General features: G+C 53.3%; 24 protein-coding genes. All 24 read left to right on the top strand.

The window, feature by feature from the left end; genetic code table 11:
• Positions 1-3 precede the first annotated feature (3 nt).
• Positions 4-693 carry a hypothetical protein gene (locus tag HZ996_10700; GenBank protein ID QTN39586.1) on the top strand — a complete coding sequence of 230 codons (690 nt, stop codon included), beginning with the start codon at positions 4-6 and terminating at the stop codon, positions 691-693.
• The gene (locus HZ996_10705) at positions 671-5,974 is read left to right on the top strand and encodes a hypothetical protein (GenBank protein QTN39587.1); all 5,304 of its coding nucleotides are present in this window, start codon (positions 671-673) and stop codon (positions 5,972-5,974) included. The genes HZ996_10700 and HZ996_10705 overlap by 23 nt, the downstream gene beginning before the upstream one ends.
• Positions 5,952-6,194: a hypothetical protein gene (locus HZ996_10710; GenBank protein QTN39588.1), complete on the top strand. Its 243-nt coding sequence runs from the start codon at positions 5,952-5,954 to the stop codon at positions 6,192-6,194. The genes HZ996_10705 and HZ996_10710 overlap by 23 nt, the downstream gene beginning before the upstream one ends.
• The gene (locus HZ996_10715) at positions 6,191-6,673 is read left to right on the top strand and encodes an HYR domain-containing protein (protein QTN39589.1); all 483 of its coding nucleotides are present in this window, start codon (positions 6,191-6,193) and stop codon (positions 6,671-6,673) included. The genes HZ996_10710 and HZ996_10715 overlap by 4 nt, the downstream gene beginning before the upstream one ends.
• Complete coding sequence (locus HZ996_10720; protein ID QTN39590.1) at positions 6,670-7,392, top strand: hypothetical protein; 723 nt, start codon at positions 6,670-6,672, stop codon at positions 7,390-7,392. Before HZ996_10715 ends, HZ996_10720 begins: the two co-directional genes overlap by 4 nt.
• The gene (locus HZ996_10725; GenBank protein QTN39591.1) at positions 7,389-7,895 is read left to right on the top strand and encodes a hypothetical protein; all 507 of its coding nucleotides are present in this window, start codon (positions 7,389-7,391) and stop codon (positions 7,893-7,895) included. The genes HZ996_10720 and HZ996_10725 overlap by 4 nt, the downstream gene beginning before the upstream one ends.
• Positions 7,896-7,926: 31 nt before the next feature.
• A complete protein-coding gene (locus HZ996_10730) occupies positions 7,927-8,115 on the top strand; it encodes a hypothetical protein (GenBank protein ID QTN39592.1) in 189 nt (62 codons plus the stop codon).
• On the top strand, positions 8,112-8,354 hold the full coding sequence (locus HZ996_10735) for a hypothetical protein (protein ID QTN39593.1): 243 nt from the start codon (positions 8,112-8,114) through the stop codon (positions 8,352-8,354). Before HZ996_10730 ends, HZ996_10735 begins: the two co-directional genes overlap by 4 nt.
• Positions 8,355-8,591: 237 nt before the next feature.
• Positions 8,592-8,834, top strand: a complete 243-nt coding sequence (locus HZ996_10740; GenBank protein QTN39594.1) for a hypothetical protein — start codon at positions 8,592-8,594, stop codon at positions 8,832-8,834.
• Positions 8,831-9,049, top strand: a complete 219-nt coding sequence (locus HZ996_10745; GenBank protein QTN39595.1) for a hypothetical protein — start codon at positions 8,831-8,833, stop codon at positions 9,047-9,049. Before HZ996_10740 ends, HZ996_10745 begins: the two co-directional genes overlap by 4 nt.
• A 27-nt stretch (positions 9,050-9,076) precedes the next feature.
• Positions 9,077-9,559, top strand: coding sequence for an HYR domain-containing protein (locus HZ996_10750; protein ID QTN39596.1), 483 nt, complete (start codon positions 9,077-9,079; stop codon positions 9,557-9,559).
• Positions 9,556-10,038, top strand: a complete 483-nt coding sequence (locus HZ996_10755; GenBank protein ID QTN39597.1) for an HYR domain-containing protein — start codon at positions 9,556-9,558, stop codon at positions 10,036-10,038. The genes HZ996_10750 and HZ996_10755 overlap by 4 nt, the downstream gene beginning before the upstream one ends.
• On the top strand, positions 10,035-10,757 hold the full coding sequence (locus HZ996_10760; protein ID QTN39598.1) for a hypothetical protein: 723 nt from the start codon (positions 10,035-10,037) through the stop codon (positions 10,755-10,757). The genes HZ996_10755 and HZ996_10760 overlap by 4 nt, the downstream gene beginning before the upstream one ends.
• A complete protein-coding gene (locus HZ996_10765) occupies positions 10,754-10,996 on the top strand; it encodes a hypothetical protein (protein QTN39599.1) in 243 nt (80 codons plus the stop codon). Before HZ996_10760 ends, HZ996_10765 begins: the two co-directional genes overlap by 4 nt.
• Positions 10,993-11,715: a hypothetical protein gene (locus HZ996_10770; GenBank protein QTN39600.1), complete on the top strand. Its 723-nt coding sequence runs from the start codon at positions 10,993-10,995 to the stop codon at positions 11,713-11,715. Before HZ996_10765 ends, HZ996_10770 begins: the two co-directional genes overlap by 4 nt.
• On the top strand, positions 11,712-12,194 hold the full coding sequence (locus tag HZ996_10775; protein QTN39601.1) for an HYR domain-containing protein: 483 nt from the start codon (positions 11,712-11,714) through the stop codon (positions 12,192-12,194). Before HZ996_10770 ends, HZ996_10775 begins: the two co-directional genes overlap by 4 nt.
• On the top strand, positions 12,191-12,673 hold the full coding sequence (locus HZ996_10780) for an HYR domain-containing protein (GenBank protein ID QTN39602.1): 483 nt from the start codon (positions 12,191-12,193) through the stop codon (positions 12,671-12,673). The genes HZ996_10775 and HZ996_10780 overlap by 4 nt, the downstream gene beginning before the upstream one ends.
• Complete coding sequence (locus tag HZ996_10785) at positions 12,670-13,152, top strand: HYR domain-containing protein (GenBank protein ID QTN39603.1); 483 nt, start codon at positions 12,670-12,672, stop codon at positions 13,150-13,152. The genes HZ996_10780 and HZ996_10785 overlap by 4 nt, the downstream gene beginning before the upstream one ends.
• Positions 13,149-13,631 carry an HYR domain-containing protein gene (locus HZ996_10790; protein QTN39604.1) on the top strand — a complete coding sequence of 161 codons (483 nt, stop codon included), beginning with the start codon at positions 13,149-13,151 and terminating at the stop codon, positions 13,629-13,631. Before HZ996_10785 ends, HZ996_10790 begins: the two co-directional genes overlap by 4 nt.
• The gene (locus HZ996_10795; GenBank protein ID QTN39605.1) at positions 13,628-13,870 is read left to right on the top strand and encodes a hypothetical protein; all 243 of its coding nucleotides are present in this window, start codon (positions 13,628-13,630) and stop codon (positions 13,868-13,870) included. The genes HZ996_10790 and HZ996_10795 overlap by 4 nt, the downstream gene beginning before the upstream one ends.
• Positions 13,867-14,109, top strand: a complete 243-nt coding sequence (locus HZ996_10800) for a hypothetical protein (GenBank protein ID QTN39606.1) — start codon at positions 13,867-13,869, stop codon at positions 14,107-14,109. Before HZ996_10795 ends, HZ996_10800 begins: the two co-directional genes overlap by 4 nt.
• Positions 14,106-14,588, top strand: coding sequence for an HYR domain-containing protein (locus tag HZ996_10805; GenBank protein ID QTN39607.1), 483 nt, complete (start codon positions 14,106-14,108; stop codon positions 14,586-14,588). The genes HZ996_10800 and HZ996_10805 overlap by 4 nt, the downstream gene beginning before the upstream one ends.
• Positions 14,585-14,827 (top strand): hypothetical protein, encoded by a 243-nt coding sequence (locus HZ996_10810; GenBank protein QTN39608.1) that lies wholly within the window; start codon positions 14,585-14,587, stop codon positions 14,825-14,827. Before HZ996_10805 ends, HZ996_10810 begins: the two co-directional genes overlap by 4 nt.
• On the top strand, positions 14,824-15,027 hold the full coding sequence (locus tag HZ996_10815; protein ID QTN39609.1) for a hypothetical protein: 204 nt from the start codon (positions 14,824-14,826) through the stop codon (positions 15,025-15,027). Before HZ996_10810 ends, HZ996_10815 begins: the two co-directional genes overlap by 4 nt.
• The last annotated feature ends 15 nt before the right edge of the window (positions 15,028-15,042 follow it).

Genomic DNA, 15,042 nt, shown 5'->3' on the forward strand with positions numbered 1-15,042 from the left:
ACGGTGACCGTCGAAGACAACATCGATCCGACAGCCATCTGTCAAGACATCACCATCCAACTCGACGCTTCCGGTAACGCCTCCATCTCCACTTCCGATATCGACAACGGGTCGGCCGATAACTGTGGCATCGACAACATCTCCCTCGATATCACCACATTCGATTGTACCAACGTCGGACCAAACACCGTGACCCTTACCGTCACCGATGAGAATGGCAATACCGATCAGTGTACCGCTACGGTGACCGTCGAAGACAACATCGATCCGACAGCCATCTGTCAAGACATCACCATCCAACTCGACGCTTCCGGTAACGCCTCCATCTCCACTTCCGATATCGACAACGGGTCGGCCGATAACTGTGGCATCGACAACATCTCCCTCGATATCACCACATTCGATTGTACCAACGTCGGACCAAACACCGTGACCCTTACCGTCACCGATGAGAATGGCAATACCGATCAGTGTACCGCTACGGTGACCGTCGAAGACAACATCGATCCGACAGCCATCTGTCAAGACATCACCATCCAACTCGACGCTTCCGGTAACGCCTCCATCTCCACTTCCGATATCGACAACGGGTCGGCCGATAACTGTGGCATCGACAACATCTCCCTCGATATCACCACATTCGATTGTACCAACGTCGGACCAAAACACCGTGACCCTTACCGTCACCGATGAGAATGGCAATACCGATCAGTGTACCGCTACGGTGACCGTCGAAGACAACATCGATCCGACAGCCATCTGTCAAGACATCACCATCCAACTCGACGCTTCCGGTAACGCCTCCATCTCCACTTCCGATATCGACAACGGGTCGGCCGATAACTGTGGCATCGACAACATCTCCCTCGATATCACCACATTCGATTGTACCAACGTCGGACCAAACACCGTGACCCTTACCGTCACCGATGAGAATGGCAATACCGATCAGTGTACCGCTACGGTGACCGTCGAAGACAACATCGATCCGACAGCCATCTGTCAAGACATCACCATCCAACTCGACGCTTCCGGTAACGCCTCCATCTCCACTTCCGATATCGACAACGGGTCGGCCGATAACTGTGGCATCGACAACATCTCCCTCGATATCACCACATTCGATTGTACCAACGTCGGACCAAACACCGTGACCCTTACCGTCACCGATGAGAATGGCAATACCGATCAGTGTACCGCTACGGTGACCGTCGAAGACAACATCGATCCGACAGCCATCTGTCAAGACATCACCATCCAACTCGACGCTTCCGGTAACGCCTCCATCTCCACTTCCGATATCGACAACGGGTCGGCCGATAACTGTGGCATCGACAACATCTCCCTCGATATCACCACATTCGATTGTACCAACGTCGGACCAAACACCGTGACCCTTACCGTCACCGATGAGAATGGCAATACCGATCAGTGTACCGCTACGGTGACCGTCGAAGACAACATCGATCCGACAGCCATCTGTCAAGACATCACCATCAACTCGACGCTTCCGGTAACGCCTCCATCTCCACTTCCGATATCGACAACGGGTCGGCCGATAACTGTGGCATCGACAACATCTCCCTCGATATCACCACATTCGATTGTACCAACGTCGGACCAAAACACCGTGACCCTTACCGTCACCGATGAGAATGGCAATACCGATCAGTGTACCGCTACGGTGACCGTCGAAGACAACATCGATCCGACAGCCATCTGTCAAGACATCACCATCCAACTCGACGCTTCCGGTAACGCCTCCATCTCCACTTCCGATATCGACAACGGGTCGGCCGATAACTGTGGCATCGACAACATCTCCCTCGATATCACCACATTCGATTGTACCAACGTCGGACCAAACACCGTGACCCTTACCGTCACCGATGAGAATGGCAATACCGATCAGTGTACCGCTACGGTGACCGTCGAAGACAACATCGATCCGACAGCCATCTGTCAAGACATCACCATCCAACTCGACGCTTCCGGTAACGCCTCCATCTCCACTTCCGATATCGACAACGGGTCGGCCGATAACTGTGGCATCGACAACATCTCCCTCGATATCACCACATTCGATTGTACCAACGTCGGACCAAACACCGTGACCCTTACCGTCACCGATGAGAATGGCAATACCGATCAGTGTACCGCTACGGTGACCGTCGAAGACAACATCGATCCGACAGCCATCTGTCAAGACATCACCATCCAACTCGACGCTTCCGGTAACGCCTCCATCTCCACTTCCGATATCGACAACGGGTCGGCCGATAACTGTGGCATCGACAACATCTCCCTCGATATCACCACATTCGATTGTACCAACGTCGGACCAAACACCGTGACCCTTACCGTCACCGATGAGAATGGCAATACCGATCAGTGTACCGCTACGGTGACCGTCGAAGACAACATCGATCCGACAGCCATCTGTCAAGACATCACCATCCAACTCGACGCTTCCGGTAACGCCTCCATCTCCACTTCCGATATCGACAACGGGTCGGCCGATAACTGTGGCATCGACAACATCTCCCTCGATATCACCACATTCGATTGTACCAACGTCGGACCAAACACCGTGACCCTTACCGTCACCGATGAGAATGGCAATACCGATCAGTGTACCGCTACGGTGACCGTCGAAGACAACATCGATCCGACAGCCATCTGTCAAGACATCACCATCCAACTCGACGCTTCCGGTAACGCCTCCATCTCCACTTCCGATATCGACAACGGGTCGGCCGATAACTGTGGCATCGACAACATCTCCCTCGATATCACCACATTCGATTGTACCAACGTCGGACCAAACACCGTGACCCTTACCGTCACCGATGAGAATGGCAATACCGATCAGTGTACCGCTACGGTGACCGTCGAAGACAACATCGATCCGACAGCCATCTGTCAAGACATCACCATCCAACTCGACGCTTCCGGTAACGCCTCCATCTCCACTTCCGATATCGACAACGGGTCGGCCGATAACTGTGGCATCGACAACATCTCCCTCGATATCACCACATTCGATTGTACCAACGTCGGACCAAACACCGTGACCCTTACCGTCACCGATGAGAATGGCAATACCGATCAGTGTACCGCTACGGTGACCGTCGAAGACAACATCGATCCGACAGCCATCTGTCAAGACATCACCATCCAACTCGACGCTTCCGGTAACGCCTCCATCTCCACTTCCGATATCGACAACGGGTCGGCCGATAACTGTGGCATCGACAACATCTCCCTCGATATCACCACATTCGATTGTACCAACGTCGGACCAAACACCGTGACCCTTACCGTCACCGATGAGAATGGCAATACCGATCAGTGTACCGCTACGGTGACCGTCGAAGACAACATCGATCCGACAGCCATCTGTCAAGACATCACCATCCAACTCGACGCTTCCGGTAACGCCTCCATCTCCACTTCCGATATCGACAACGGGTCGGCCGATAACTGTGGCATCGACAACATCTCCCTCGATATCACCACATTCGATTGTACCAACGTCGGACCAAACACCGTGACCCTTACCGTCACCGATGAGAATGGCAATACCGATCAGTGTACCGCTACGGTGACCGTCGAAGACAACATCGATCCGACAGCCATCTGTCAAGACATCACCATCCAACTCGACGCTTCCGGTAACGCCTCCATCTCCACTTCCGATATCGACAACGGGTCGGCCGATAACTGTGGCATCGACAACATCTCCCTCGATATCACCACATTCGATTGTACCAACGTCGGACCAAACACCGTGACCCTTACCGTCACCGATGAGAATGGCAATACCGATCAGTGTACCGCTACGGTGACCGTCGAAGACAACATCGATCCGACAGCCATCTGTCAAGACATCACCATCCAACTCGACGCTTCCGGTAACGCCTCCATCTCCACTTCCGATATCGACAACGGGTCGGCCGATAACTGTGGCATCGACAACATCTCCCTCGATATCACCACATTCGATTGTACCAACGTCGGACCAAACACCGTGACCCTTACCGTCACCGATGAGAATGGCAATACCGATCAGTGTACCGCTACGGTGACCGTCGAAGACAACATCGATCCGACAGCCATCTGTCAAGACATCACCATCCAACTCGACGCTTCCGGTAACGCCTCCATCTCCACTTCCGATATCGACAACGGGTCGGCCGATAACTGTGGCATCGACAACATCTCCCTCGATATCACCACATTCGATTGTACCAACGTCGGACCAAACACCGTGACCCTTACCGTCACCGATGAGAATGGCAATACCGATCAGTGTACCGCTACGGTGACCGTCGAAGACAACATCGATCCGACAGCCATCTGTCAAGACATCACCATCCAACTCGACGCTTCCGGTAACGCCTCCATCTCCACTTCCGATATCGACAACGGGTCGGCCGATAACTGTGGCATCGACAACATCTCCCTCGATATCACCACATTCGATTGTACCAACGTCGGACCAAACACCGTGACCCTTACCGTCACCGATGAGAATGGCAATACCGATCAGTGTACCGCTACGGTGACCGTCGAAGACAACATCGATCCGACAGCCATCTGTCAAGACATCACCATCCAACTCGACGCTTCCGGTAACGCCTCCATCTCCACTTCCGATATCGACAACGGGTCGGCCGATAACTGTGGCATCGACAACATCTCCCTCGATATCACCACATTCGATTGTACCAACGTCGGACCAAACACCGTGACCCTTACCGTCACCGATGAGAATGGCAATACCGATCAGTGTACCGCTACGGTGACCGTCGAAGACAACATCGATCCGACAGCCATCTGTCAAGACATCACCATCCAACTCGACGCTTCCGGTAACGCCTCCATCTCCACTTCCGATATCGACAACGGGTCGGCCGATAACTGTGGCATCGACAACATCTCCCTCGATATCACCACATTCGATTGTACCAACGTCGGACCAAACACCGTGACCCTTACCGTCACCGATGAGAATGGCAATACCGATCAGTGTACCGCTACGGTGACCGTCGAAGACAACATCGATCCGACAGCCATCTGTCAAGACATCACCATCCAACTCGACGCTTCCGGTAACGCCTCCATCTCCACTTCCGATATCGACAACGGGTCGGCCGATAACTGTGGCATCGACAACATCTCCCTCGATATCACCACATTCGATTGTACCAACGTCGGACCAAACACCGTGACCCTTACCGTCACCGATGAGAATGGCAATACCGATCAGTGTACCGCTACGGTGACCGTCGAAGACAACATCGATCCGACAGCCATCTGTCAAGACATCACCATCCAACTCGACGCTTCCGGTAACGCCTCCATCTCCACTTCCGATATCGACAACGGGTCGGCCGATAACTGTGGCATCGACAACATCTCCCTCGATATCACCACATTCGATTGTACCAACGTCGGACCAAACACCGTGACCCTTACCGTCACCGATGAGAATGGCAATACCGATCAGTGTACCGCTACGGTGACCGTCGAAGACAACATCGATCCGACAGCCATCTGTCAAGACATCACCATCCAACTCGACGCTTCCGGTAACGCCTCCATCTCCACTTCCGATATCGACAACGGGTCGGCCGATAACTGTGGCATCGACAACATCTCCCTCGATATCACCACATTCGATTGTACCAACGTCGGACCAAACACCGTGACCCTTACCGTCACCGATGAGAATGGCAATACCGATCAGTGTACCGCTACGGTGACCGTCGAAGACAACATCGATCCGACAGCCATCTGTCAAGACATCACCATCCAACTCGACGCTTCCGGTAACGCCTCCATCTCCACTTCCGATATCGACAACGGGTCGGCCGATAACTGTGGCATCGACAACATCTCCCCTCGATATCACCACATTCGATTGTACCAACGTCGGACCAAACACCGTGACCCTTACCGTCACCGATGAGAATGGCAATACCGATCAGTGTACCGCTACGGTGACCGTCGAAGACAACATCGATCCGACAGCCATCTGTCAAGACATCACCATCCAACTCGACGCTTCCGGTAACGCCTCCATCTCCACTTCCGATATCGACAACGGGTCGGCCGATAACTGCAGCATCGACAACATCTCCTCGATATCACCACATTCGATCGTACCAACGTCGGACCAAACACCGTGACCCTTACCGTCACCGATGAGAATGGCAATACCGATCAGTGTACCGCTACGGTGACCGTCGAAGACAACATCGATCCGACAGCCATCTGTCAAGACATCACCATCCAACTCGACGCTTCCGGTAACGCCTCCATCTCCACTTCCGATATCGACAACGGGTCGGCCGATAACTGTGGCATCGACAACATCTCCCTCGATATCACCACATTCGATTGTACCAACGTCGGACCAAACACCGTGACCCTTACCGTCACCGATGAGAATGGCAATACCGATCAGTGTACCGCTACGGTGACCGTCGAAGACAACATCGATCCGACAGCCATCTGTCAAGACATCACCATCCAACTCGACGCTTCCGGTAACGCCTCCATCTCCACTTCCGATATCGACAACGGGTCGGCCGATAACTGTGGCATCGACAACATCTCCTCGATATCACCACATTCGATTGTACCAACGTCGGACCAAACACCGTGACCCTTACCGTCACCGATGAGAATGGCAATACCGATCAGTGTACCGCTACGGTGACCGTCGAAGACAACATCGATCCGACAGCCATCTGTCAAGACATCACCATCCAACTCGACGCTTCCGGTAACGCCTCCATCTCCACTTCCGATATCGACAACGGGTCGGCCGATAACTGTGGCATCGACAACATCTCCCTCGATATCACCACATTCGATTGTACCAACGTCGGACCAAACACCGTGACCCTTACCGTCACCGATGAGAATGGCAATACCGATCAGTGTACCGCTACGGTGACCGTCGAAGACAACATCGATCCGACAGCCATCTGTCAAGACATCACCATCCAACTCGACGCTTCCGGTAACGCCTCCATCTCCACTTCCGATATCGACAACGGGTCGGCCGATAACTGTGGCATCGACAACATCTCCCTCGATATCACCACATTCGATTGTACCAACGTCGGACCAAACACCGTGACCCTTACCGTCACCGATGAGAATGGCAATACCGATCAGTGTACCGCTACGGTGACCGTCGAAGACAACATCGATCCGACAGCCATCTGTCAAGACATCACCATCCAACTCGACGCTTCCGGTAACGCCTCCATCTCCACTTCCGATATCGACAACGGGTCGGCCGATAACTGTGGCATCGACAACATCTCCTCGATATCACCACATTCGATTGTACCAACGTCGGACCAAACACCGTGACCCTTACCGTCACCGATGAGAATGGCAATACCGATCAGTGTACCGCTACGGTGACCGTCGAAGACAACATCGATCCGACAGCCATCTGTCAAGACATCACCATCCAACTCGACGCTTCCGGTAACGCCTCCATCTCCACTTCCGATATCGACAACGGGTCGGCCGATAACTGTGGCATCGACAACATACATCTCCTCGATATCACCACATTCGATTGTACCAACGTCGGACCAAACACCGTGACCCTTACCGTCACCGATGAGAATGGCAATACCGATCAGTGTACCGCTACGGTGACCGTCGACGACAACATCGATCCGACAGCCATCTGTCAAGACATCACCATCCAACTCGACGCTTCCGGTAACGCCTCCATCTCCACTTCCGATATCGACAACGGGTCGGCCGATAACTGTGGCATCGACAACATCTCCCTCGATATCACCACATTCGATTGTACCAACGTCGGACCAAACACCGTGACCCCTTACCGTCACCGATGAGAATGGCAATACCGATCAGTGTACCGCTACGGTGACCGTCGAAGACAACATCGATCCGACAGCCATCTGTCAAGACATCACCATCCAACTCGACGCTTCCGGTAACGCCTCCATCTCCACTTCCGATATCGACAACGGGTCGGCCGATAACTGTGGCATCGACAACATCTCCTCGATATCACCACATTCGATTGTACCAACGTCGGACCAAACACCGTGACCCTTACCGTCACCGATGAGAATGGCAATACCGATCAGTGTACCGCTACGGTGACCGTCGAAGACAACATCGATCCGACAGCCATCTGTCAAGACATCACCATCCAACTCGACGCTTCCGGTAACGCCTCCATCTCCACTTCCGATATCGACAACGGGTCGGCCGATAACTGTGGCATCGACAACATCTCCTCGATATCACCACATTCGATTGTACCAACGTCGGACCAAACACCGTGACCCCTTACCGTCACCGATGAGAATGGCAATACCGATCAGTGTACCGCTACGGTGACCGTCGAAGACAACATCGATCCGACAGCCATCTGTCAAGACATCACCATCCAACCTCGACGCTTCCGGTAACGCCTCCATCTCCACTTCCGATATCGACAACGGGTCGGCCGATAACTGTGGCATCGACAACATCTCCTCGATATCACCACATTCGATTGTACCAACGTCGGACCAAACACCGTGACCCTTACCGTCACCGATGAGAATGGCAATACCGATCAGTGTACCGCTACGGTGACCGTCGAAGACAACATCGATCCGACAGCCATCTGTCAAGACATCACCATCCAACTCGACGCTTCCGGTAACGCCTCCATCTCCACTTCCGATATCGACAACGGGTCGGCCGATAACTGTGGCATCGACAACATCTCCTCGATATCACCACATTCGATTGTACCAACGTCGGACCAAACACCGTGACCCTTACCGTCACCGATGAGAATGGCAATACCGATCAGTGTACCGCTACGGTGACCGTCGAAGACAACATCGATCCGACAGCCATCTGTCAAGACATCACCATCCAACTCGACGCTTCCGGTAACGCCTCCATCTCCACTTCCGATATCGACAACGGGTCGGCCGATAACTGTGGCATCGACAACATCTCCCTCGATATCACCACATTCGATTGATTGTACCAACGTCGGACACCAAACACCGTGACCCTTACCGTCACCGATGAGAATGGCAATACCGATCAGTGTACCGCTACGGTGACCGTCGAAGACAACATCGATCCGACAGCCATCTGTCAAGACATCACCATCCAACTCGACGCTTCCGGTAACGCCTCCATCTCCACTTCCGATATCGACAACGGGTCGGCCGATAACTGTGGCATCGACAACATCTCCCTCGATATCACCACATTCGATTGTACCAACGTCGGACCAAACACCGTGACCCTTACCGTCACCGATGAGAATGGCAATACCGATCAGTGTACCGCTACGGTGACCGTCGAAGACAACATCGATCCGACAGCCATCTGTCAAGACATCACCATCCAACTCGACGCTTCCGGTAACGCCTCCATCTCCACTTCCGATATCGACAACGGGTCGGCCGATAACTGTGGCATCGACAACATCTCCTCGATATCACCACATTCGATTGTACCAACGTCGGACCAAACACCGTGACCCTTACCGTCACCGATGAGAATGGCAATACCGATCAGTGTACCGCTACGGTGACCGTCGAAGACAACATCGATCCGACAGCCATCTGTCAAGACATCACCATCCAACTCGACGCTTCCGGTAACGCCTCCATCTCCACTTCCGATATCGACAACGGGTCGGCCGATAACTGTGGCATCGACAACATCTCCCTCGATATCACCACATTCGATTGTACCAACGTCGGACCAAACACCGTGACCCTTACCGTCACCGATGAGAATGGCAATACCGATCAGTGTACCGCTACGGTGACCGTCGAAGACAACATCGATCCGACAGCCATCTGTCAAGACATCACCATCCAACTCGACGCTTCCGGTAACGCCTCCATCTCCACTTCCGATATCGACAACGGGTCGGCCGATAACTGTGGCATCGACAACATCTCCTCGATATCACCACATTCGATTGTACCAACGTCGGACCAAACACCGTGACCCTTACCGTCACCGATGAGAATGGCAATACCGATCAGTGTACCGCTACGGTGACCGTCGAAGACAACATCGATCCGACAGCCATCTGTCAAGACATCACCATCCAACTCGACGCTTCCGGTAACGCCTCCATCTCCACTTCCGATATCGACAACGGGTCGGCCGATAACTGTGGCATCGACAACATCTCCCTCGATATCACCACATTCGATTGTACCAACGTCGGACCAAACACCGTGACCCTTACCGTCACCGATGAGAATGGCAATACCGATCAGTGTACCGCTACGGTGACCGTCGAAGACAACATCGATCCGACAGCCATCTGTCAAGACATCACCATCCAACTCGACGCTTCCGGTAACGCCTCCATCTCCACTTCCGATATCGACAACGGGTCGGCCGATAACTGTGGCATCGACAACATCTCCCTCGATATCACCACATTCGATTGTACCAACGTCGGACCAAACACCGTGACCCTTACCGTCACCGATGAGAATGGCAATACCGATCAGTGTACCGCTACGGTGACCGTCGAAGACAACATCGATCCGACAGCCATCTGTCAAGACATCACCATCCAACTCGACGCTTCCGGTAACGCCTCCATCTCCACTTCCGATATCGACAACGGGTCGGCCGATAACTGTGGCATCGACAACATCTCCTCGATATCACCACATTCGATTGTACCAACGTCGGACCAAACACCGTGACCCTTACCGTCACCGATGAGAATGGCAATACCGATCAGTGTACCGCTACGGTGACCGTCGAAGACAACATCGATCCGACAGCCATCTGTCAAGACATCACCATCCAACTCGACGCTTCCGGTAACGCCTCCATCTCCACTTCCGATATCGACAACGGGTCGGCCGATAACTGTGGCATCGACAACATCTCCTCGATATCACCACATTCGATTGTACCAACGTCGGACCAAACACCGTGACCCTTACCGTCACCGATGAGAATGGCAATACCGATCAGTGTACCGCTACGGTGACCGTCGAAGACAACATCGATCCGACAGCCATCTGTCAAGACATCACCATCCAACTCGACGCTTCCGGTAACGCCTCCATCTCCACTTCCGATATCGACAACGGGTCGGCCGATAACTGTGGCATCGACAACATCTCCCTCGATATCACCACATTCGATTGTACCAACGTCGGACCAAACACCGTGACCCTTACCGTCACCGATGAGAATGGCAATACCGATCAGTGTACCGCTACGGTGACCGTCGAAGACAACATCGATCCGACAGCCATCTGTCAAGACATCACCATCCAACTCGACGCTTCCGGTAACGCCTCCATCTCCACTTCCGATATCGACAACGGGTCGGCCGATAACTGTGGCATCGACAACATCTCCCTCGATATCACCACATTCGATTGTACCAACGTCGGACCAAACACCGTGACCCTTACCGTCACCGATGAGAATGGCAATACCGATCAGTGTACCGCTACGGTGACCGTCGAAGACAACATCGATCCGACAGCCATCTGTCAAGACATCACCATCCAACTCGACGCTTCCGGTAACGCCTCCATCTCCACTTCCGATATCGACAACGGGTCGGCCGATAACTGTGGCATCGACAACATCTCCTCGATATCACCACATTCGATTGTACCAACGTCGGACCAAACACCGTGACCCTTACCGTCACCGATGAGAATGGCAATACCGATCAGTGTACCGCTACGGTGACCGTCGAAGACAACATCGATCCGACAGCCATCTGTCAAGACATCACCATCCAACTCGACGCTTCCGGTAACGCCTCCATCTCCACTTCCGATATCGACAACGGGTCGGCCGATAACTGTGGCATCGACAACATCTCCCTCGATATCACCACATTCGATTGTACCAACGTCGGACCAAACACCGTGACCCTTACCGTCACCGATGAGAATGGCAATACCGATCAGTGTACCGCTACGGTGACCGTCGAAGACAACATCGATCCGACAGCCATCTGTCAAGACATCACCATCCAACTCGACGCTTCCGGTAACGCCTCCATCTCCACTTCCGATATCGACAACGGGTCGGCCGATAACTGTGGCATCGACAACATCTCCTCGATATCACCACATTCGATTGTACCAACGTCGGACCAAACACCGTGACCCTTACCGTCACCGATGAGAATGGCAATACCGATCAGTGTACCGCTACGGTGACCGTCGAAGACAACATCGATCCGACAGCCATCTGTCAAGACATCACCATCCAACTCGACGCTTCCGGTAACGCCTCCATCTCCACTTCCGATATCGACAACGGGTCGGCCGATAACTGTGGCATCGACAACATCTCCCTCGATATCACCACATTCGATTGTACCAACGTCGGACCAAACACCGTGACCCTTACCGTCACCGATGAGAATGGCAATACCGATCAGTGTACCGCTACGGTGACCGTCGAAGACAACATCGATCCGACAGCCATCTGTCAAGACATCACCATCCAACTCGACGCTTCCGGTAACGCCTCCATCTCCACTTCCGATATCGACAACGGGTCGGCCGATAACTGTGGCATCGACAACATCTCCTCGATATCACCACATTCGATTGTACCAACGTCGGACCAAACACCGTGACCCTTACCGTCACCGATGAGAATGGCAATACCGATCAGTGTACCGCTACGGTGACCGTCGAAGACAACATCGATCCGACAGCCATCTGTCAAGACATCACCATCCAACTCGACGCTTCCGGTAACGCCTCCATCTCCACTTCCGATATCGACAACGGGTCGGCCGATAACTGTGGCATCGACAACATCTCCCTCGATATCACCACATTCGATTGTACCAACGTCGGACCAAACACCGTGACCCTTACCGTCACCGATGAGAATGGCAATACCGATCAGTGTACCGCTACGGTGACCGTCGAAGACAACATCGATCCGACAGCCATCTGTCAAGACATCACCATCCAACTCGACGCTTCCGGTAACGCCTCCATCTCCACTTCCGATATCGACAACGGGTCGGCCGATAACTGTGGCATCGACAACATCTCCTCGATATCACCACATTCGATTGTACCAACGTCGGACCAAACACCGTGACCCTTACCGTCACCGATGAGAATGGCAATACCGATCAGTGTACCGCTACGGTGACCGTCGAAGACAACATCGATCCGACAGCCATCTGTCAAGACATCACCATCCAACTCGACGCTTCCGGTAACGCCTCCATCTCCACTTCCGATATCGACAACGGGTCGGCCGATAACTGTGGCATCGACAACATCTCCCTCGATATCACCACATTCGATTGTACCAACGTCGGACCAAACACCGTGACCCTTACCGTCACCGATGAGAATGGCAATACCGATCAGTGTACCGCTACGGTGACCGTCGAAGACAACATCGATCCGACAGCCATCTGTCAAGACATCACCATCCAACTCGACGCTTCCGGTAACGCCTCCATCTCCACTTCCGATATCGACAACGGGTCGGCCGATAACTGTGGCATCGACAACATCTCCTCGATATCACCACATTCGATTGTACCAACGTCGGACCAAACACCGTGACCCTTACCGTCACCGATGAGAATGGCAATACCGATCAGTGTACCGCTACGGTGACCGTCGAAGACAACATCGATCCGACAGCCATCTGTCAAGACATCACCATCCAACTCGACGCTTCCGGTAACGCCTCCATCTCCACTTCCGATATCGACAACGGGTCGGCCGATAACTGTGGCATCGACAACATCTCCTCGATATCACCACATTCGATTGTACCAACGTCGGACCAAACACCGTGACCCTTACCGTCACCGATGAGAATGGCAATACCGATCAGTGTACCGCTACGGTGACCGTCGAAGACAACATCGATCCGACAGCCATCTGTCAAGACATCACCATCCAACTCGACGCTTCCGGTAACGCCTCCATCTCCACTTCCGATATCGACAACGGGTCGGCCGATAACTGTGGCATCGACAACATCTCCTCGATATCACCACATTCGATTGTACCAACGTCGGACCAAACACCGTGACCCTTACCGTCACCGATGAGAATGGCAATACCGATCAGTGTACCGCTACGGTGACCGTCGAAGACAACATCGATCCGACAGCCATCTGTCAAGACATCACCATCCAACTCGACGCTTCCGGTAACGCCTCCATCTCCACTTCCGATATCGACAACGGGTCGGCCGATAACTGTGGCATCGACAACATCTCCCTCGATATCACCACATTCGATTGTACCAACGTCGGACCAAACACCGTGACCCTTACCGTCACCGATGAGAATGGCAATACCGATCAGTGTACCGCTACGGTGACCGTCGAAGACAACATCGATCCGACAGCCATCTGTCAAGACATCACCATCCAACTCGACGCTTCCGGTAACGCCTCCATCTCCACTTCCGATATCGACAACGGGTCGGCCGATAACTGTGGCATCGACAACATCTCCTCGATATCACCACATTCGATTGTACCAACGTCGGACCAAACACCGTGACCCTTACCGTCACCGATGAGAATGGCAATACCGATCAGTGTACCGCTACGGTGACCGTCGAAGACAACATCGATCCGACAGCCATCTGTCAAGACATCACCATCCAACTCGACGCTTCCGGTAACGCCTCCATCTCCACTTCCGATATCGACAACGGGTCGGCCGATAACTGTGGCATCGACAACATCTCCTCGATATCACCACATTCGATTGTACCAACGTCGGACCAAACACCGTGACCCTTACCGTCACCGATGAGAATGGCAATACCGATCAGTGTACCGCTACGGTGACCGTCGAAGACAACATCGATCCGACAGCCATCTGTCAAGACATCACCATCCAACTCGACGCTTCCGGTAACGCCTCCATCTCCACTTCCGATATCGACAACGGGTCGGCCGATAACTGTGGCATCGACAACATCTCCTCGATATAACCACATTCGATTGTA

This window comes from Cryomorphaceae bacterium (genome assembly GCA_017798125.1).
Taxonomy (GTDB): domain Bacteria; phylum Bacteroidota; class Bacteroidia; order Flavobacteriales; family ECT2AJA-044; genus ECT2AJA-044.